16 protein-coding genes are annotated in these 19,918 nt (G+C 56.2%); 4 read left to right on the forward strand and 12 right to left on the reverse strand.

What is annotated here, in order from left to right; translation table 11 throughout:
* Positions 1-187: 187 nt before the first annotated feature.
* The 3 genes from ACB496_RS13155 to flhB are packed head-to-tail and all read right to left on the reverse strand — an operon-like array spanning position 188 to position 3,799.
* Positions 188-580, reverse strand: a complete 393-nt coding sequence (locus ACB496_RS13155; RefSeq protein ID WP_102103992.1) for a flagellar protein FlhE — start codon at positions 578-580, stop codon at positions 188-190.
* A complete protein-coding gene (gene flhA / locus ACB496_RS13160; RefSeq protein ID WP_102103993.1) occupies positions 580-2,658 on the reverse strand; it encodes a flagellar biosynthesis protein FlhA in 2,079 nt (692 codons plus the stop codon). Before flhA ends, ACB496_RS13155 begins: the two co-directional genes overlap by 1 nt.
* Positions 2,651-3,799 carry a flagellar biosynthesis protein FlhB gene (gene flhB, locus ACB496_RS13165; protein ID WP_371972818.1) on the reverse strand — a complete coding sequence of 383 codons (1,149 nt, stop codon included), beginning with the start codon at positions 3,797-3,799 and terminating at the stop codon, positions 2,651-2,653. Before flhB ends, flhA begins: the two co-directional genes overlap by 8 nt.
* Before the next feature lie 485 nt (positions 3,800-4,284).
* Between flhB and ACB496_RS13170 the strand changes: the two genes are divergently transcribed.
* From ACB496_RS13170 to ACB496_RS13185, 4 genes are all read left to right on the forward strand, one after another.
* Positions 4,285-4,890 (forward strand): fimbrial protein, encoded by a 606-nt coding sequence (locus tag ACB496_RS13170; protein ID WP_371972819.1) that lies wholly within the window; start codon positions 4,285-4,287, stop codon positions 4,888-4,890.
* Between the two features lie 132 nt (positions 4,891-5,022).
* Positions 5,023-5,715, forward strand: coding sequence for a molecular chaperone (locus tag ACB496_RS13175; protein WP_371972820.1), 693 nt, complete (start codon positions 5,023-5,025; stop codon positions 5,713-5,715).
* Between the two features lie 8 nt (positions 5,716-5,723).
* The gene (locus tag ACB496_RS13180; protein ID WP_371972821.1) at positions 5,724-8,279 is read left to right on the forward strand and encodes a fimbria/pilus outer membrane usher protein; all 2,556 of its coding nucleotides are present in this window, start codon (positions 5,724-5,726) and stop codon (positions 8,277-8,279) included.
* Positions 8,269-9,405, forward strand: a complete 1,137-nt coding sequence (locus ACB496_RS13185; RefSeq protein WP_371972822.1) for a fimbrial protein — start codon at positions 8,269-8,271, stop codon at positions 9,403-9,405. The genes ACB496_RS13180 and ACB496_RS13185 overlap by 11 nt, the downstream gene beginning before the upstream one ends.
* A gap of 44 nt (positions 9,406-9,449) precedes the next feature.
* On the opposite strand, the gene cheZ is transcribed toward ACB496_RS13185, so the two are convergent.
* From cheZ to ACB496_RS13230, 9 genes are all read right to left on the reverse strand, one after another.
* A complete protein-coding gene (gene cheZ / locus ACB496_RS13190) occupies positions 9,450-10,094 on the reverse strand; it encodes a protein phosphatase CheZ (RefSeq protein WP_100780859.1) in 645 nt (214 codons plus the stop codon).
* A gap of 10 nt (positions 10,095-10,104) precedes the next feature.
* On the reverse strand, positions 10,105-10,494 hold the full coding sequence (gene cheY, locus ACB496_RS13195) for a chemotaxis response regulator CheY (protein WP_100779758.1): 390 nt from the start codon (positions 10,492-10,494) through the stop codon (positions 10,105-10,107).
* Positions 10,495-10,510: 16 nt separating this feature from the next.
* Positions 10,511-11,560 carry a chemotaxis response regulator protein-glutamate methylesterase gene (locus tag ACB496_RS13200; protein WP_100779757.1) on the reverse strand — a complete coding sequence of 350 codons (1,050 nt, stop codon included), beginning with the start codon at positions 11,558-11,560 and terminating at the stop codon, positions 10,511-10,513.
* Positions 11,557-12,423 (reverse strand): protein-glutamate O-methyltransferase CheR, encoded by an 867-nt coding sequence (cheR, locus tag ACB496_RS13205; protein ID WP_100779756.1) that lies wholly within the window; start codon positions 12,421-12,423, stop codon positions 11,557-11,559. The genes ACB496_RS13200 and cheR overlap by 4 nt, the downstream gene beginning before the upstream one ends.
* A gap of 20 nt (positions 12,424-12,443) precedes the next feature.
* Entirely contained in the window at positions 12,444-14,045 is a 1,602-nt protein-coding gene (gene tap / locus ACB496_RS13210) for a methyl-accepting chemotaxis protein IV (protein ID WP_371972823.1), read from the reverse strand.
* 43 nt (positions 14,046-14,088) lie between these two features.
* Positions 14,089-15,756 (reverse strand): methyl-accepting chemotaxis protein II, encoded by a 1,668-nt coding sequence (tar, locus tag ACB496_RS13215; RefSeq protein WP_100779754.1) that lies wholly within the window; start codon positions 15,754-15,756, stop codon positions 14,089-14,091.
* Between the two features lie 84 nt (positions 15,757-15,840).
* Entirely contained in the window at positions 15,841-16,806 is a 966-nt protein-coding gene (locus ACB496_RS13220) for a spore coat protein U domain-containing protein (protein WP_371972824.1), read from the reverse strand.
* Positions 16,803-19,187, reverse strand: a complete 2,385-nt coding sequence (locus ACB496_RS13225) for a fimbria/pilus outer membrane usher protein (protein WP_102103999.1) — start codon at positions 19,185-19,187, stop codon at positions 16,803-16,805. The genes ACB496_RS13220 and ACB496_RS13225 overlap by 4 nt, the downstream gene beginning before the upstream one ends.
* Entirely contained in the window at positions 19,163-19,912 is a 750-nt protein-coding gene (locus ACB496_RS13230) for a molecular chaperone (RefSeq protein ID WP_107703348.1), read from the reverse strand. The genes ACB496_RS13225 and ACB496_RS13230 overlap by 25 nt, the downstream gene beginning before the upstream one ends.
* Between the last annotated feature and the right edge of the window lie 6 nt (positions 19,913-19,918).

A 19,918-nucleotide genomic window follows, 5' to 3' on the forward strand; every position in this document is an offset into this window, starting at 1 on the left:
AAAAGTATCGTTCTATTGATACCTTTCTGTTTCTGCCACTACCTGAGGGCGGATGGCAATAATGCAAAGAGATTCCGTACGCGTGTCACTGATTTATAAAACAGCGTTTCTCTTGCATCAAAAGGCGGGGTCATTTTTTGGGAGCCAGCCGTCAGTTTCTGCTGACGGCTGGTGAAAAGGCAGGCAATTAGCGGTAATTCACAATCACTTCGTTACTTTGAACTTTAAGTGCGGGGATCAGACGTCCTCCGCCCGGGACTTCCCAGACAAAACGCAGTGGCTCAACGGCAGGCACGCCATTGAAGGCGTGCGTGGTGCCACTTTCACCGTCCAGTTCAGTGCAGCGCGTCTGCGAGCACAGGCGTACGCGCAGGCCCGCAGGCGTCGGGCCAATCAGCTGATAACGCCAGACCACCAACGTCATCAGCCCGGAGGCCGGTTCTGAGGCGGAAAGCGGTCGCGAGGAAGCCGATACCCCGCGATTGCTCAGGGTGATACCAATACTGCTCGCCTGCCAGGTGCCTTCCCCGGCGGCCTGAGCCAGCATCGGGAACAGTAAAATCCACAGCCAGTAACGCATTATTTGCCTCCGATGGTCGCCGTCATACGAATATGACGGTTATCCGATAGTTCCAGATTTGACAGTACCACCAGTTGCGTCAGACTTCGGCGCAGGAAGCGAGAGAGCAGCGGACGCAGCGCGTGATTCACCAGCAGAACCGGCGGAGCGCCAAGCATCTCCTGACGCGCCAGTGCCTCTTGCGTTTGCGCCAGCAGACGATCTGCCAGACCCGGCTCCAGGCCGCCACCGCCCTGCAACGCCTGCAGCAGCAGACGCTCAAGCGGCGTGTCGAGACCAATCACCTGCACTTCGCCGGAACCAGGGAACCACAGCTGGGTGATGGCACGGCCCAGCGCCACACGCACCACGGCGGTGAGTTCGTGCGGATCGCTCTGCAGCGGCGCATGTTCCGCAAGAGTTTCCAGAATGGTGCGCATATCGCGGATCGGCACTTTTTCGTCGAGCAGATTTTGCAGCACTTTGTGCAGCGTGGTTAACGTCACCACGCCCGGCACCAGATCTTCTGTCAGCTTCGGCATCTCCTGGGTGACGCGGTCGAGCAACTGCTGCGCTTCCTGACGGCCAAACAGCTCCGCCGAGAACTGCCCAATCAGGTGGTTCAGGTGTGTCGCCACGACGGTACTGGCTTCCACCACCGTATAGCCCTGGATCTGCGCCTGCTCTTTCAGCGCACTTTCAATCCAGATTGCCGCCAGGCCAAAGGCCGGATCGATGGTCTGTTCGCCCGGCAGCGTACCCGCCGCTGTGCCTGGGTTAATCGCCAGCCAGCGCCCCGGATAGGCATCGCCGCTGCCGATCTCCACGCCTTTCATTAAGATGCGATAGCGCGCAGGCGGCAGATCCATATTGTCGCGGATGTGCACCACCGGTGGCAGGAAACCCATATCCTGGGCGAATTTTTTACGGATACTGCGGATACGGCCCAGCAGTTCGCCGTCCTGCTGGAAATCAACCATCGGGATCAGGCGATAGCCCACTTCCATCCCGAGGGAATCTTCCAGCTGGACGTCGTTCCAGGTGGCTTCCACCGACTGGTTATTTTCCGGCATTTTGACCGGTACCGGTTCAGCTGCCGGTTTGGTGTCGCGTCCACGCAGCCACCAGGCAAGCCCCAGCAGAGCCGCGGTAAACAGCAGGAAGACAAAGTTAGGCATGCCCGGGACAAGGCCCAGCAGGCCCAGTACCGCCGCAGAGAGCATCAGCACGTTCGGGTTAGTGAACAGCTGGCTGACCATTTGCTGACCGACGTCTTCGTCGGTGCTTACGCGGGTCACGATCACACCCGCCGCGGTTGAGATCACCAGCGCCGGGATCTGCGCCACCAGACCGTCACCGATCGTCAGCAGCGTATAGCTTTCCGCCGCATGGCCCATATCCATGCCATGCTGGAGTACACCCACCAGCAGACCGCCGACGATGTTAATCACCATGATCAGGATCCCGGCGATGGCATCCCCGCGCACGAATTTACTCGCACCGTCCATCGAACCGTAGAAGTCCGCCTCCTGAGTGACGTCGGAACGGCGCTTTTTCGCTTCATCTTCGCCAATCAGCCCGGCGTTGAGATCGGCGTCAATTGCCATCTGTTTGCCCGGCATCCCGTCGAGAACAAAACGGGCGCCGACTTCAGCGATACGGCCCGCACCTTTGGTGATAACCATGAAGTTAATGATAACGAGGATAACGAACACCACGATACCGATAGCAAAGTTGCCGCCGACGAGGAAGTGACCAAAGGCCTCAACCACTTTACCCGCCGCTGCACCGCCCGTATGCCCTTCCATCAGAATGATACGCGTTGACGCCACGTTCAGCGCCAGGCGCAGCAAGGTGGTGAACAGCAGAATGGTCGGGAACGCCGCAAACTCAAGGGTACGCTGGGTGAACATCGCCACCAGCAGCACCATAATCGAGAGCGCAATGTTGAATGTGAAAAGCAGGTCGAGAATAAATGCTGGCAACGGCAGCACCATCATCGACAAAATTAGCAGGATGAGAATCGGCCCGGCAAGGATCTGCCATTGCGTCGATTTCATGTTGCTGGGCAGGCGCAACATTGCCACCAGATTAGCCATCAGTGTCCTTCTCGTTCATAAAATCCAGTGCCTCAGGCACCGGCAGATTTTCAGGTTTCACAGGTCGTTGTCCGCCTGCCAAACGCCAGCGTTTCAGCTGCCAGACCCAGGCCAGCACTTCCGCCACAGCGGCGTAGAGCTGACCAGGAATTTGCTGTCCAATTTCAGCATGACGATACAGAGCACGCGCCAGCGGCGGGGCTTCCAGGACCGGCACGCGGTGTTCAGCGCCAATTTCACGGATGCGCAGGGCGATAAGTCCCGCCCCTTTCGCCACCACTTTTGGCGCACTCATTTTGTTTTCGTCGTACTTCAGCGCCACGGAGTAGTGGGTCGGGTTGGTGACGATCACGTCCGCTTTCGGAACATCTTCCATCATGCGACGACGCGCAGCCGCGCGCTGCATCTGACGAATACGCCCCTTCACATGCGGGTCGCCTTCCATCTGTTTGTATTCGTCACGAAGATCCTGCCGCGACATACGTAATTTTTTGATGTGGCTGTAAATCTGGAAGAAGACGTCAAATCCCACCATCGGAATAATGCTGAGCACCACCAGCACCGCGCACAGCCCGACCAGATTCATGGCGTTGCTCATGGCCGTCAGAGGAGATTCGCTGATCAGGCGCATCATATCGGGCCAGTGGTGCCAGAGGTAAAACCCGGCGGTGCTCCCCATCAGAACGGATTTCAGAATTGCTTTGAGCAGCTCTGCTCCCGTCTGCGCCGAGAACATTTTGGCTATGCCGGGAAACGGATTGAGTTTGGAAAATTTGGGCTGCAGAGACTTCGTGCTGAACACCAGGCCGCCCAGCATAACGGGCGAGACCAGGGCCACAATCACCACCCCGGTAATCAACGGCAACAGCGCGATCATCGCGTCTTTAACCAGCAGAATGATTTGGCTGAGGATCAGGTTGGGATCATTCACCATACTGTGGTCGAAACGCAGCCCGGCCGAGAGCATTCCCGCCAGTCTGCGGGCAAACGACTCCCCACCCATCCAGATAATGCATACACCTACGATTAAAATCAGCAGGGATGTCAGCTCTCGGGATCGGGGGATTTGCCCTTCCTCACGCGCTTTGTCTAGTCGGTGGGGTGTGGGGGCTTCTGTTTTGTCGTCGCTGTCTTCTGCCACAGTGCGCGCTCTCTGCCCATTTCGTCACGCGTATCATGCCAGAGCACACCCAACTCAATGGACGGAAAAGCCTGTATAACTTGCCGTTTTTAGGCTGTTTAACGGCCAAAACTCACGAAGCTTAAAAATTTTGTGTCTAATTTTAGACTTTTCAGCGCACGGTTAATGTGGTTTATAAAATGAAATAAACGTCTTTCGTGTTGTTTAAACCCGTCTTGCAAACGCTTTACATCGATTAACCACAAAACACTCATAACACCAAAATAACAATAAATATCAACACGTTTATAATGGTTATCATGCTTAACATTATTAATTTTAGAATTATTTAAAAACACAAATTTATGAATACTTTACAGTCAAGTCCGAATAAATTACCCTATATAATATCAATTAAGCCATACTTCCGTCCGAAGCAAATACCTTTTATACTGGCGTGTGAAATAACGTTATTTATTAAGTTCACTTTCACCAGTAATCTCAACATGGAATTTATTGTTAAGGACGTTCTGATTATGAACCTCAGGTACCCTATTATTTCTGGCGCATTGATGGCGCTGACTTCAGTAAGTACATTCGCTGCAGAAATGAATGCAGGAAAGATTCATTTCACAGGGGAAATTATTGAGCCAAGTTGTATCATTGACGGCGATGATGGTACAGACAGTACCGTTCCCCTGGGCACCTATACCACGACTTTATTTACAGAACCCGGTGTTGAGTCAACATTGACTCCCTTCAATATCACACTGAAAGATTGCCCGTTGAAAAGTGATGGTCTTCCGTCTATTCAACTGACCTTTAGCGGTGCCACATCCCTCACAGGAAAAAAAGACCTACTAGATGTCAGCAAGATAACGACAGCGGGGGCAACAGCCGCTACAGGTGTAGGTATCGCTGTGAGCCTTGATGGCGCGGATACCGACCTTATCACAATGGACGGAGCGGAAGATCAGGTGTATATCGAACTTCCTACCAAAACCACTGACACAATAACAGCCAGTTTCAATGCACGTTATAGATCGTTTGCTAAACCGGTCACAGCCGGCCCTGCCGATGCGGATATGACGGTTAATATTATTTATCGTTAATCGCCCGGCCCGCCCATTCCTGACATCAATACTTCCGCAAAGAAGTATATTCTCGAATGGGCGTTTATAAGAAACCCCTTATCCACCACATACTTCTGAGCCATTATTTTTAGACCAGGACAAATATTACGCATGCGTATTTATCCGATCATTCTGTTACTGACACCTGTTATATTCTCTTCATTCAGCCATGCGGCAGGCATCCAGGTTGGGCGTACGAGGATCGTCTACGAAGCAGGTAAAAAAGAAATTTCACTCCCCCTGACAAATAAAGAAATTGAACTTCCCTGGTTGATTCAATCCTGGACGGATACGGGAAACGGTAAAACTCGCGGACCTTTTATCGTCACCCCGCCGTTATTTCGTCTTGAACCCCAGAAAGAACAAAGTCTGAGGATCGCCTGGAACGGCACAGTACTACCCGAGAACAAAGAGTCGTTGTTTTATATGAACGTTCGTACCATTCCTGCCACCGCGGCGGAAGACGACGACAAGAACGTGTTACGCCTGATCTACAAAACGCGTATCAAGCTGTTCTGGCGTCCAAAAGGGCTGAAAGGCGACCCTGATGAAACCTGCAAAAACCTGCGTTTTTCCCGTCATGGCAAGCAATTGACGGTGATCAACGAAGGGGCTTTTCACATCACCTTTGACAACCTGAAACTGGGTAACGCAACGCTTGAGAAAGCCGATATGGTCACGCCTCAGTCGAGCGTAGAGATCCCCGTGCCTGAAAGTGCGACAGGTAGCCAGGTCAGTTGGCGATGCATCACCGATTACGGCAACGCTTCCGCCAAATACATTGCCACCCTGGGTCAGGGATAGGAAACGCCATGCCCAAAGGACTCGCTTCTATTTCCAGGCAGCGCGCCTGGCGCATAAAGGCGCTCGTACGTTGCCTTGGCGGCGTGGCGTTGATGCTTTCATCCGCCGCGCACGCCCGAGAGTACCATTTTTCACCTTCTGCCCTGGAAGGCGATCAGCTGCCGCAGCAGGATATCGACCTGTCACTCTTTTCACACTCGAACACCCAGCTGCCCGGCATTTATCCTTCTCGCATTCTGCTCAACGATTTGCGTGTGGGCGACGCCAGTATCACTTATCTCGGCGGCAAAAGGGGTGAACTGGTGGCGCAGTTGACCCCTGATATGCTGCGTAAATGGGGCGTCGATATTGATAAGTTTCCGGCGCTGACGGTTCTGGATGCGTCGTCTGCGCTCCCTAAGCCTTTAGGAGATTACATTCCGCAGGCCTCGGCGACGTTCGACTTCTCCGCTATGACGCTGCATCTGAGCATTCCACAGGCCGCCATTGCGGCTAATGGCAGAGACTATATCGCCCCTTCCCGCTGGGATGATGGCGTGCCGGTGGCGTTCACGGATTACGCGTTTTCCGGCTCGCAAAATCAGGACAGCGACAAAAACACGACCAACAATCAGTACCTCAATATGCGCAGCGGCGCGAACCTGGGCGGCTGGCGCGTGCGCAACTATTCCACCTGGAGCAAAACCGACGACGCCAACAGCTGGGACACGGTTAACACCTTCGTGCAGCACGATCTGGATGCCCTGAAAGCACAGTTTACGGGCGGCGAAAGCAGCACCCAGGGCGAGGTATTCGACAGCCTGCAGTATCGCGGCGTTAACGTCGTGTCGGATGAAGAGATGCTGCCCTACAGCCAGCGCGGGTTCGCCCCGGTTATCCGCGGCATCGCCAGCTCCAATGCCGAAGTGTCGGTGCGCCAGAACGGTTATTTGATCTATCAGCAGAACGTCGCCCCCGGCGCGTTTGAAATCAACGACCTCTACTCCACAACCAACAGCGGCGATCTTGATGTCACCGTCAAAGAGGCCGATGGCACCGAGCATCACTTCACCCTGCCCTACTCCAGCATTGCCGTCATGCAGCGACCTGGACATCTGAAATATGAATTCACCGCCGCACGCTATCGCGCCGACAGCGGGAGCGATCAGAATGAACCGCTGTTTGTGCAGGGAAGCGCGATCTATGGTGTGAACAACAGCATGACGCTGTTTGGCGGTGTTACGGCGTCAGAGGACTATCAGGCGGTCAATACCGGTGCAGGGATTGCGCTGGGACGTTTCGGTACGGTGTCGGCGGATGTGACGACGGCGAAAACCCAACTCGATAATCATACTGAGCGTTCCGGGCAGTCATACCGCCTGCTCTACTCAGGCAAAATTGATACCACCGACACCAACTTCACCCTCGCCAGCTATCGCTACTCCACCAGCGGCTACTACAGCTTTGCCGACGCCAACCAGAAATACGATCAGCATGAAAACGATCTGCTCTTCCAGTACAACAAACGTAACCGCATTCAGGCCAGCATCAGTCAGAATATTGCTGGCGTCAGTTTTTATCTCAATGGTTACCAGCAAGACTACTGGCAGACGTCCCAGAGAGAGCGCAGCCTCTCAGCGGGTCTCAATACCGTGGTGGAAAGCATCAGCATTCACCTGGCCTATACCTACAGCAAAACCGAAGAAGACGAGAGCGATCAGATGGTCTCCCTTGGCTTTAGCGTCCCGCTGAGCAAATGGCTGCCGCGCGCCTGGAGCAGCTACAACCTGAGCAACAGCAAGCACGGGTACACGCGGCAAAACATCGGGCTGAACGGGACGCTGCTGGATGACGAACGTCTCAACTATTCGCTGCAGCAAAGTCATTCCAACCATGACGGCGATGACACCAGCAGCCTGTACGGCAGCTATCGCTCGCAGTACGCCAATCTGAACGCCGGGTATTACACCTCATCCGACAAATCGCAGCAGTTGAGCTACGGCATGAGCGGTGCGGTAGTCGCCCACCCTCATGGAATTACCCTGGCTCAGCCGCTGGGTAGCCAGTTTGCTATCGTCAATGCCAACCATGCCTCTGGCGTGCGTTTCCAGAACCAGCGCGGTATTCAGACAGACTGGCAGGGAAATGCCGTGATCCCGTCACTCACCCCTTATCAGGAAAACAGCATCCGCGTCGATACCACCAGCCTGCCGGAGGATGTCGATACCAGCGAAACCGCCGTCACGGTCATTCCCTCGCGCAACGCCGCCGTAACAGCAAGCTTTGATGCCCATGTCGGCTATCGCGCGCTGATAACCCTCACGCGCCCCGATGGCAGCACAGTGCCTTTTGCCGCCATCGCCACCGCCGTGTCACCGGTCATCAGCGGCATTGTCGACGATACGGGCACCGTTTATCTCGCCGGGGTCTCGGACACCGTTCAGTTGAATGTGAAATGGGGCGATGGTGCGGATCAGCACTGTACGGCCAGCGTCCCGATTAGCACGGCAGGAGCCACGTCCAACCCGGCGGGTATCCGCTCCGTCAGCGCGCTTTGTAAGCAGGAAGAAAAACATGTTAATTAATTCCAAATCCCTCTGGGTACTGCTGTGCCTGTCCGCCCCTGTCACCACGCAGGCTGCGACCATTTTGCGCGACTGCTTTGTCCCTCAGGATTATCACGTTGCTTATGACGGCGATCTCAACGCCAGCGACAATAAAGCGGGTCTGGATGTGGATATTCCTGACCACCTGGTCGGGGAAAGTACAGTCATGGAAGCCAACTGTGATTGCCCAAAAAACATGAGTGATTCGACGACGATTTATGAATTAACTCTGGCAGGCAGTCCGCTTTCGCAGGGCACGAGTGGCTATGGTGCTCTCACTGACAAACTGGATATTGACGTAAAGGGGTATGCCGATGCGATCAATTCTCCCGACGGTTCCGGCCTGGCTGGGCTCAATATTAACGAGTACCCCACGCCTCAGAGCTCGATGTCAAAAATAATAGAAAATATCAAAACTACAGAAGGCAACGCCAGCGTCTGCAGCGAGAGCACGCGTCCGGATGACTCCTCTCCGGTTAAACGCCAGTTTCGCTGGAACGTTATCGGCGTGATATTTCACGTCAAAAAGCCGATTCTTGGCAAAGAGATCATCCCCCCTACCGCTGTGGTGCAAAACTATGCCTGTCTCTATTTTGGCTCCGGGGGATGTGATGCCAGCAGTGCCCAGCAGGTGTCCACTATCTGGCTCAGTGGCTCACTCTCCGCACCCCTCAGTTGCACCATCAATGAAGGCAGCACCATTGAGGTGGAGCTGGGCAATATTGTCAGTAAGCAGTTTCGGGCAAAAGGTCAGCCGCCGATGAACTATGCGTTGAAAAATGTAGATATCACCTATCACTGCGACGATAACGCCGTTGGCAACGACGATCGCATCAGAATGACCCTCAGCGCCGATCAGGGGGTGCTCGACAGTAGCGATCCGCTGATCGCGAAAATGCTCAACCGCGATGACGTTGGCGTCAGGGTCTTCACGGACGACAACAAAGACATCCAGCTCGACGGCAGCTACGCGTTTCCGGTGACGATGGATGAGCAGGGTAATGGGTCAGTGAAGATCAAAGCCGCACCGGTAAGCACCACTAATGCCACGCCGGCACCCGGTAAATTTGAAGGGAACGTTACGGTAAAAATGGATCTGCGCTGAGTGATTCTCAGGCTGCCGCTGCAGCCTGAGAAAAACCGTCGCGATTAGAAGCCGAGACTGTCCAGCAGATCGTCCACCTGATCCTGGCTTGCGACAACGCCCGCCTTGGAAGTGTCGAGCTGCGGGCCATTGAGCAGGCTTTCATTCTCACGTTTCGGACGCGCAGCAGGCTCTGGCATGTTTTCCAGCAGAACCATCAGCAGCTGACGTTCGATTTCCTGAATCACATCCATCATGCGCTTGATAACCTGACCTGTCAGGTCCTGGAAATCCTGCGCCATCATGATGTCCAGCAGCTGCGCGTTAGTGAAGCTGGTGTGTCCAGGGACATCGCCCAGATACTGGCGAGTATCCGTGACCAGCTCGCGGGCATCAGCCAGTTCGATCGGATTCTCGAACCACTCATCCCAGCGTTTGCTCAGGGCTTTTGCGCCCTTTTCCATCTCATCCTGATGCGGCTGAGAGGCTTCCACGCTGTTCAGGGCGCGCTCTGCTGCCTGTGCGGTCATCTGCACAACGTAGTCCAGACGATCGCGTGCATCAGGAATCGCTTCCGCCGCTTCGGCAATCGCCTGGTCGAGTCCCAGCTCGCGCAGGCTGTCGCGCAGCATACGCGTCAGGCTGCCGATGCGGGCAATAATCTCGTTGGCTGAATGTTCTTCAACCGGTTTCATAGCAGGTTGCATCATCACCAGCACCTCACATGCCGAGTTTCTCGAAGATCTTGCCGAGCTTCTCTTCCAGAGTCGCCGCCGTAAATGGTTTCACCACATAACCGCTTGCGCCCGCCTGTGCTGCCGCAATAATGTTCTCTTTCTTCGCTTCTGCGGTCACCATCAGAACCGGAAGAGAGGACATACTGCCATCAGCGCGAATTGTTTTGAGCAGCTCCAGACCATCCATGTTAGGCATGTTCCAGTCAGAGATAACAAAACCAAAGCCACCGGCCTGCAGTTTGTTCAGGGCATCAACGCCATCTTCTGCTTCTTCAACGTTATTAAAACCCAGCTCTTTCAGCAGGTTGCGCACGATACGACGCATGGTGGAAAAGTCATCCACAACCAGAAATCTGAGCTCTTTGTCCGCCATAAAAAACTACTCCTCATTAAATACGTATTGCCTGTCCGGCACTGATTTTCGCCAGCATCTGCTGGCTAACCTGGCTAAGATCGACCACTTCGCTCACGCCACCCATATTGATGGCCTCGCGCGGCATGCCGAACACCACACAACTTGCTTCATTCTGCGCAATCGTCCAGGCGCCAGCCTGGTGCATTGCGAGCATTCCGGCGGCCCCGTCGTTACCCATCCCCGTCAGGATCACCCCAACGGCGTTGCGCCCCGCGTGTTTCGCCACCGAATGAAACAGCACATCCACTGACGGACGGTGCCGGTTAACCGGCGGACCGTCATGAATTTTGATTTGATAGTTCGCGCCACTGCGCGCCAGCTCCATATGCTTATCACCCGGCGCGATATAGGCATGCCCCGGCAGGACGCGTTCGCCGTCCTCTGCCTCTTTCACGCTAATCTGACACAGCTTGTTCAGACGTTCGGCGAATGAGCGGGTAAAGCCCGGCGGCATATGCTGAGTAATAAGAATACCTGGGCTTGAGAGCGGCAATGGCTGGAGTACATGGCGAATTGCCTCTGTTCCTCCCGTTGAGGCCCCAATCACCAGCAGTTTTTCCGAACTGAGCAGCGGCCCAGCTTTGAGCGTGGCAGGCACGCCTGCGGGTTTATGCGCCGCCAGCTTCGCCCGTGACGCGGTGCGGATCTTCTCGGCGATCATCTCACTGTAAGCGAGCATCCCTTCGCGAATGCCCAGCTGCGGTTTGGTGACAAAATCCACCGCCCCCAGCTCCAGCGCACGCAGGGTAATCTCTGACCCTTTCCCGGTCAGCGAGGAGACCATCACCACTGGCATAGGGCGCAGGCGCATTAATTTCTCAAGGAAATCAATGCCGTCCATACGCGGCATCTCCACGTCCAGCGTCAGCACATCGGGGTTAAATTTTTTGATTAAATCCCGCGCGACCAGGGGATCCGGGGCTGTCGCCACCATTTCCATGTCGCTATGACTATTGATAATTTCAGTCATGATCTGGCGCATCAACGCGGAATCATCGACAGACAACACCCTGATCTTACTCATGCTTTTTCCTTACTCAGCGCATAAACCGTCTGCCCGCGCAGCACAAATTCGCGGGCCAGGTTGCTGAAGTTCTCCGAATGCCCGGCAAACAGTAAGCCGTCAGGCTTAAGCAGCGGAGCAAAACGGCGCAGAATCTCCTGCTGCGTCGTTTTATCAAAATAAATCATCACGTTACGGCAAAAAATCGCATCAAAAGGACCCGGCACGTTGTACTGCTTATCGAGCAGATTCACCGGAGCAAATTCCACGCAATTTGCCAGCTCCTGGCGCACGCGCACCAGCCCTTCGTGCGGCCCCGTCCCGCGCATGAAGTACCGCTGTAGCTGTTGAGGCGACAGGGTTTTCAGTTCGTCCTGGCGATAGACGCCGTTGCGCGCTTTCTCCAGCACTTCGGTGTCGATGTCGCTGGCGTAGACCTTCCAGCGACCGGGCGCCATGCCCAGCGTATCGGCAAGGGTAATCGCCAGCGAATACGGCTCTTCCCCGGTCGACGCCGCTGCGCTCCAGACGCGGTATTCCCCGCTACGACGGCGGGCATGTTCCGCCAGCACCGGGAAGTGGTGACCTTCACGGAAAAACGCTGTCAGGTTAGTGGTCAGGGAGTTGATAAACGCCTGCCACTCTGCGCTGTTGGGATTGGCCTCCAGCATGCCCAGATATCGGCCAAAATCATCCAGCTCCAGCGTGCGTAAACGCCGGACTAACCGGTTGTAGACCATGTCTCGCTTATGATCGGCAAGCACAATCCCCGCACGCTGGTAAATCAACTGACATATCCGACGAAAATGCGCGTCGGACAGCGCAAGGCGCTGGGTCATTTGCTGCAATAATGACGATTGCCCCGAGGGGTTTGGTGAGGTCATAGCGCCTTCTTAATTCACTTTCAGGATACAACTGGCACGGCCTGCGACCGCCCGACTTCTGCTACTGTTTCGACTTGCTCTTTCACGTTAAAAACTGCCACCAGGCTGGTCAAATGATCGGCCTGACTGGCGAGCTGGTCAGTAGCGGCAGCCGCTTCTTCGACAAGAGAAGCGTTCTGTTGCGTTACCTGATCCATCTGCGTGACAGCCTGAGCAACCTGCTCAATGCCGCGACGCTGTTCGTCTGAGGCGGAAGCAATTTCGCCCATAATGTCGTTCACACGCGTTACGGAAGTGACAATCTCCGTCATGGTGTGAGCGGCGGTATCAACCAGCTCCGATCCCTGCTGTACGCGGGAAACGGACTCTTCAATCAACATCTTAATCTCTTTCGCGGCGTTGGCGCTGCGGCTGGCGAGATTACGTACTTCACCCGCCACGACGGCAAATCCACGCCCCTGCTCACCGGCTCGTGCCGCTTCGACCGCGGCGTTCAGCGCCAGAATGTTCGTCTGGAACGCGATACCGTCAATCACGCTGATAATGTCGCCAATTTTCTGCGAACTGGTGGCGATTTGCTGCATCGTCGTGGCGACGTTAGAGGCCTGTTCGCCCCCCTTTTTCGCCGTCAGCGCAGCCTGTTTTGCCAGGTCCGACGCCTGACGGGCGTTGTCGGCGTTCTGGCTGACGGTCGCCGTTAACTGTTCCATGCTGGCCGCCGTTTGCGCCAGAGAGGCCGCCTGCTGTTCGGTGCGCGACGACAAATCATTGTTCCCGGCCGCGATTTCAGAAATCCCGGTGTGCATGGCATAACTGCCCTGACGCACATCGGTCACCGTTTCACGCAGCGAGCCTTGCATCGCTTTCAGGCTGGCAAAAATGGCGGAAATTTCGTTTTTCCCGAACACCGCCACCGGACGCGCCAGATTGCCCTTAGCGATACTGTCAAAGTGGCTGCTGATGATTGCCAGCGGCAATACGATCATCTTGCGCGACCAGAGCAGCGCCCCGCCGGTCAACAGTGCCGCCAGAATCACCATGGTGGCGAAAATCACGCCCGACATGTGGTAGCTGGCCCGGCTGTCGCTGCTCGCCTCTTCGACGAACAGATTGATATCCTGCTGCCAGGCGTTAAAACCTTTATCAAACGCGGCCTGCGAGTCCTGCACCGGCGCGGTCAGAAAGTCTGACAGCTGGTTGTTCTCAAGCCAGGTCGCCTGATGCTCCAGATCGCTGTGCCACTGGGCATAGCCCTTTTGCATTTCGGCTTTCAGCGCTTTCCCTTTATCGCTTACCGCTTCCTGCGCACTGAAGGCTTTAAACTGCGCGTCGGCCTGCTTGAGGCTGTCCCGCGCGGTGGTCATCAGCGCCTTAATATCATCTGGCGGGTAGCTCAATGCCGTTAATGTGCCCGCTTTGTTCAGCGCAGTGCTGGCCTGCAGAAGCACTGCGCGCGTTTGTGCAAGCGTGGAACGCTGCTGATTACTCGTCTCAACTTCCTGTAAGTTCTGATAGCCATCGCGAAAAGCCCAGAAAGACAATCCATTACTGCCAACCTGCAACACACCGCAAAGGATCAGAATCAAAAACAGTGTGGTCGAGATACGAATACGATTTAACATCCACGCTCCCATCAAGCGGCCAGCAGCCGCGGTTAACTATCAGTCAAAATGTTTCCCAGTTTTCTTCTTGTCCGGCTGCCGACGCACGAGTGTGTTTCACCCTTGCGGCAGGCGCGGTCCCGGCAGGTGCTGCCCTGGACGCCACCGTATTTTGAGGTGTAGAGGTAAGGCGAAACGCCGAGACGGCCATCTTCAGACGGCTCGCCTGGTCTTCCAGCGCAGCGGCCGCCGCAGCGGACTCCTGCACCAGCGCGGCGTTTTGTTGTGTCACACGATCCATTTCCGAGACCGCCAGTGCGACCTGGTCAATCCCGCGGCTCTGCTCATCGGATGCCGAAGCGATCTCCGCCATGATGTCAGTGACGCGCGTGACCGCGTTAACGATGTCGGTCATGGTTTCCCCGGCGCTCTCCACCAGCACTGAGCCGGTATCAACGCGCGCCACGGAATCTTCAATCAGGGATTTAATCTCTTTTGCCGCGTTGGCACTGCGGCTCGCCAGGTTGCGCACTTCACCGGCCACCACCGCAAATCCGCGCCCCTGCTCGCCCGCTCGTGCGGCTTCGACAGCGGCGTTGAGGGCCAGGATATTTGTCTGAAAGGCAATTCCGTCGATCACGCTGATAATATCGGCGATTTTTTTCGAGCTACCGGCAATCTCGTGCATGGTTTTCACCACACCATCGACCACCTTGCCGCCGCGCTGGGCAGTTTCGGAGGCGCTTTCAGCCAGATGTGCCGCCTGACGGGCGTTATCGGCGTTTTGCTTCACGGTGGCGGTCAGCTCTTCCATGCTGGCGGCGGTCTCTTCAAGCGCAGAGGCCTGCTCTTCGGTACGCGAGGAGAGATCGTTGTTACCCATGGCGATTTCGCTGGTGCCGGTGTAAATCGCATCCGAACCCTGACGCACATTCGTCACCGTATCGGTCAGAGAGCGCTGCATGTGATCCACGCTGCTCGCCAGCTCGGTGATTTCATTGCGACCGGAGATCACCAGCGTTTTTGTAAGATCGCCGCTGGCAATCTCACGAATGTGACCAATCACCCGGCCCAGCGGATTCAGCAGAATCGCGCGAATGCCGTACCAGACACCCACCAGCACGATCACCAGCGCCAGCGCGAGGATCGCCATTTGCCATTTGGCAAAGCGGTAGTCGTCCTTACTTTCATTAAAGGCGGTGTGATACTGCTCGCTGCTGGCCGAGGCGTATTCCCCCAGCGCTTTACCGAGGGCATTTTGCATCCCCTGCGTCGGCTGGGCGAAATAGGCGTCCATGTTTCCGCTCTCAAGGAACTGGATAAGTTCCGTCAGCCCGGCCGCATAGGCGGTGTATTTTTCGTCAATGTTCTCGCTCACCTCTACCATCGAAGGCAGCGGCGTAATCTTTTTGAAGGCGTCGTAATGTTTTGCGGCGTCAGCCAGGGTGGCGCGGGCGTTTTTCAACAGATCCGTTTTCGCGCTGCTTTGCTGGTTGTTCGGGTCCATCATCATGCGCGCAGAAGAACGGCTCAGGTTGATACGCGTTTGCAGCATCAGATCCCAGGTCGACGTCAGTTCACTTTGCTGGAGGCGTAAGTCGTTCGAAACAGCAAAGCTCTGCTGATTATTTTTTAAGGATGAGAAAAACAGCCCACCGGAAATAAGCTGAAGAAGTGCGAAAATGACCAGCACCATCATCAGCATTGTGACAACGCGGATACGGTTCAACATACAACACCTTCTCTAAGATTTATTAACGGTGTTATCGGCAAAGGCTGAGGGAACTTTACATTTGCGAAAGGGAAAAGCGTCAATTCAGAATGCGACGTCGACGATCAACGTGTCGGTATAGGTTCCGGCGGGGGGTGTGGTCTGGCTGGTCAGCACTTTGGCGGTGTAGTTATAGGTACGCAAAAGCCCGTCAGCGCTCAGCAGCGATGAGGTGGCGCTGGTCCAGCGCTCGGTACCGCTGCCTCCCCAGCGGTTGGTGGTCGCCTCTTTATAGATGTCGTAGCTCATGTAGTTGCTGCCGCTTACCATCCGCCGCACGCCGTTGAGGGTATTCGCCCCGTTGTTGATGCCGATGGTATAGACGCTGCCCTTGGTGCAGGTGACAGCAATGGCCTGCGAGACGGTGGGGAAATTTTGCACCAGCGGCGCGCTGTTAAAGTTGACGTTGGGCGTGGTCATCGCACTACAGTTGTTGGTGACGTTCATGTTCAGCGTAATGCTGGTCGTCGCCGTACCGGTTTGAGGCGTGAGGCATAAACCCACGGCACCCACGGAGCAGACGTTGTAGTTGATGCTGAAAGTCAGCACCACCTGATAAGGCCCCGCCGTCACGTTTTGCCCCGCCACCGTGCGAAAATAGAGTGGAATGTTGTACTGCTTGGCACCCAGCAGATTTAACAGCGTGCTGCCGCTCCAGGTGTAGGCTTTGGCGATCTGCACTTCGCTGCTGCCGGAACAGCCCGACAGCCCGCACAGCCGCGTGGGGATGACGTCAGTGATGGCCGCATTGTCCGTGCGTTTCATTGTCGCACGACTGTTGGCCGAGACGGTCGCCGCCGTGTAGTTCAGGGTGACCGAGTCATTGGTGAGTAAATTCAGGATCGCATCGCAGCTCACCACCAGCGTGCCGGTGGTTTCAACTTCGCCCGTTCCGCTGAGCGCAAACGAAGTCACGCTGCCAAACGAGGCGTTGACGGTGCTGACGGTACAGGCCGCCCAGCTGCCGCCCGAGAGTATCAGAAGCACCAGGGCGATCAGCAGACGTTTCACGGGGCCTCCCGGCAGGTCAACGGCCCGAAAGTTTGCAGTTTATGCTCCGGATTGGCGCCCACCGTCAGCGTGGCGTAGCAACGTTTCCCCTCCGGCAAAATCACTTCCAGCGGGTTCACATCGGTCAGATTTTCCAGCCAGGCGATGCCGTCATAACCGACCACCGCCGTGCTGCGCGAGGCGCGCCGCACCTGGCTGCCAACCGGAATCGCCAGCCCCTGCGGATCGTGCAAAATGACGCTCGCCACCCGCTCCTGCTCCATCGGGAAATCCACCAGAAAACCGCTATGACGGCGAATCGCCACCCGGCGTTCTGTCTCCTTAAGCCGCGTATCGGCGGGCAGATTCAGGGTATTGATGCTGTAACTCGCCGGGTAGTAGGCCGACACGCCACTCACCAGCAAATAGCCATTGCGGTTGGTTTTACCGACCGGCTGGTTTTCATAATTGACCGGTACATCCGGGTGACCATCGGTGCTGATCACCACAAAGGCATCGTTGATTTTGTTGGCCGCAAACAGCTCGTTGTCCATCAGCACGATGGACCCCATCGCCTCGCCCCACCAGGTCATCATGTCCTGTTCGCCGTAACCGCCGCCCTGCACTTCGATATTGTTGTTGCGCCAGCCCAGCGTCCCTTGCTGGTAGTTGCGTGATTTTGACTGATTGGCCCACGCCATGTTCCAGCTCAGCCCGCCGTCGGAGGGCATAGAGTGGTTGTAGTTTATGCGCTGGGTGCTGCCGGAATCCGGCGTGTTTTCGAGGGTGACGGCGGCGCTGTCGCGTTCGCCAATCGGAATTTGCAGGGACATTGCCACCGTCCAGTCGCCGCGCTGTTGATCGCGGCTGGCGGCGAGATAGATGCTGCTGCTCCCCCACAGGTTGCGACTCCACGACAGGTTCAGCAGTTCGGTTTTCTGGCTATCAAAACTCTCGACGCCAATCCACGCCGCGCCGATATTGCCGTACTCCCCGAGATTAAAGGTCAGGGAATATTGATCCGTGTTGCGACTGAGGCTGGCGATCGGCTGGTCGTGTTCATCATAGATTGTCGGCTGATCGTAGAGCGCCAGGTTGCCGTAGCCGCGATCGCGTCGGGAGTGCTGCGTCGCCAGACTGAACGCGCTGGTACTGTACTGATAGCCCCAGTTGATCTGCCCGCCATCGTCTCCGCGCATCCGGCTGTGGGTATACGAAGAATTCACCACGCCGTAGCGCCCGAGTTTCACCACGGTTCCTGCGCCGCCCAGCGCCAGCTCCTCGGCGGCCTCGCCATGCCCTTCCAGCGTCAGCCAGTCGGTTAAGCCGTAGCGATAGGAGCCGCTGCCCGCCGCCGGGCCGTAGTCAAAATTCTCAATACCGTAGTTGCGGCGCAGGCTGCCGAGCGTCACCGCCCCGTCGCTCAGCCCCTGTTTGAGCAGATCGCTGGTGACATAAAACGGCATCGTGGTGCTGACCTGACGCCCGAGCGCATCGGTGGTGATCAGCACGGCGTCCCCTGCACCATTGATGTAGGGCAGATTGGTCAGAGTGAACGGGCCAGGCTGGAGCTGCGTGGAGCCGGAACGGTAGCCGTTGATAAACAGATCCACGGAGGTTGGCACCGCCGCTTCACCGGAAAACTCCGGCAGCGGCCAGGTGACGAGGTCCGGGCGCAGGGAGAAGTCGCGTCCGTAGCTGATCCCGCCCATGCGCACGCTGCTGCTCCAGCTCAGGGCATCGCTGATCACATCTCCGACCGTCCAGGTTGTGGCGTCGTCTTCGTTGGTGATCATCACCGTGGTGTCGTAACGTACGTACCCTTCCTGCTGGCCCGTGTCACCGGCAAAACTTTTGCGGGTATACCCCGTTGAGGAGAGCGAGCCGTTTTCATTGAAATAGCGGAACTCATGCCAGAGCGACGCCTGGCCGCCAATATGCTCCGTGTGGTTGGTGTAGAGATCGTAATTGAGCAGCGCCCCTTTGCCGTACTGCGGTTTGCTTTGGGTCGGCTGGCCGCTAAAAGGGGTAACGCGGGCCGATATCCAGTCGCGGGGGACGTTAAGCAGCAGGCGCTGGGCAGCGCTGTCATATTCAACGCGCACCTTTGAGAGACGGGAGAGATCGACCTCACCGTTGGGCACCTGCTCCGGCGGTAAACCCGCGCGCAGCAGATCCGCACTGGAGATAAAAAAGGTCCCGTTGCGCTGCGTGACGGGGACCACCAGTCCAGTGTCATAGTGGTTGATCACCACCGAGAGCTGAAACACTGCTTCGCTATTTATCGCCTGCGCATCTGGCGGGGGCGGTAAACTGTCATCGCCAGATTCGGCCCAGGCGCTGGTCGAGACACAAAGCAGGATAATCATCGCCGGTTTCAGTGGACGGGCGCCGACTGCCATTGCGTATTCCCGGCATTAATTTGCGCACTCATCTGGCTTGCCTGATGCACGCCCGCCGGAAGCGGCCAGCTGCGGGTGCTGTCCGGGAGAACATAGCCGAGCAGACCGTCAGCGATGGTGCGTTTATCCAGCACCACCTGGCTTAAACGGACGTGAACGTCCCCCTGATTACGCACCTGTAGCGCGGGTTTTCCTCCTTCCTGAATAATCTTCCAGCTCAGATTTTGCGTATCGGCCAGCGCGTGATGCGCCCCCTCTTTTATTGTTGGGATGCCTTGTCCGTAAACGAACAGCGGAATGGAGTAGCGCATCTGGATTTTCAGGCCAATTTCAGGCTGAGATTTGTCAGCGGGCTGGGGGATTTCATCGACGATAATGCGGTAGGCTTGCTCAACGCCCATCGGAACGTTGCCCTGTTTGATCAGGCGAATCAGCTGCTTGCCGTCTTTGCCGATAGTGACAATCGGCGGGCTGGCAACCACATCCTGCTGAGCGGTGTAGCGCTCAAATCCGTTCTCCTGTTTCCAGCGCATAATTCGCACCTGCATGGTGGTGGCGCTGTTCCCCTGGTTCTGGATCCACAGCTCGGTGGCTTTGGTGTCGGCCGAAAGCCAGGGGTCAATCGGCCAGAGCAAAATCGTCGCCGCCGCATTGGCCCGTCCCGACATCATGGCCAGCATCGCCCACATCCCCAGTACGCCATAGCGAATCATTGGTGCCTTCATTGCCCT

The sequence above is a fragment of the Lelliottia nimipressuralis genome (assembly GCF_041464075.1).
GTDB classification, from domain to species: domain Bacteria; phylum Pseudomonadota; class Gammaproteobacteria; order Enterobacterales; family Enterobacteriaceae; genus Enterobacter; species Enterobacter nimipressuralis.

Coding starts and splice junctions, on each gene's coding strand:
- ACB496_RS13155 (WP_102103992.1), bottom strand. CDS start 580: ATGCGTTACTGGCTGTGGATTTTACTGTTCCCGATGCTGGCTCAGGCC.
- flhA (WP_102103993.1), bottom strand. CDS start 2,658: ATGGCTAATCTGGTGGCAATGTTGCGCCTGCCCAGCAACATGAAATCG.
- ACB496_RS13170 (WP_371972819.1), top strand. CDS start 4,285: ATGGAATTTATTGTTAAGGACGTTCTGATTATGAACCTCAGGTACCCT.
- ACB496_RS13175 (WP_371972820.1), top strand. CDS start 5,023: ATGCGTATTTATCCGATCATTCTGTTACTGACACCTGTTATATTCTCT.
- ACB496_RS13180 (WP_371972821.1), top strand. CDS start 5,724: ATGCCCAAAGGACTCGCTTCTATTTCCAGGCAGCGCGCCTGGCGCATA.
- ACB496_RS13185 (WP_371972822.1), top strand. CDS start 8,269: ATGTTAATTAATTCCAAATCCCTCTGGGTACTGCTGTGCCTGTCCGCC.
- cheZ (WP_100780859.1), bottom strand. CDS start 10,094: ATGATGCAACCTGCTATGAAACCGGTTGAAGAACATTCAGCCAACGAG.
- cheY (WP_100779758.1), bottom strand. CDS start 10,494: ATGGCGGACAAAGAGCTCAGATTTCTGGTTGTGGATGACTTTTCCACC.
- ACB496_RS13200 (WP_100779757.1), bottom strand. CDS start 11,560: ATGAGTAAGATCAGGGTGTTGTCTGTCGATGATTCCGCGTTGATGCGC.
- cheR (WP_100779756.1), bottom strand. CDS start 12,423: ATGACCTCACCAAACCCCTCGGGGCAATCGTCATTATTGCAGCAAATG.
- tap (WP_371972823.1), bottom strand. CDS start 14,045: ATGTTAAATCGTATTCGTATCTCGACCACACTGTTTTTGATTCTGATC.
- tar (WP_100779754.1), bottom strand. CDS start 15,756: ATGTTGAACCGTATCCGCGTTGTCACAATGCTGATGATGGTGCTGGTC.
- ACB496_RS13225 (WP_102103999.1), bottom strand. CDS start 19,187: ATGGCAGTCGGCGCCCGTCCACTGAAACCGGCGATGATTATCCTGCTT.
- ACB496_RS13230 (WP_107703348.1), bottom strand. CDS start 19,912: ATGAAGGCACCAATGATTCGCTATGGCGTACTGGGGATGTGGGCGATG.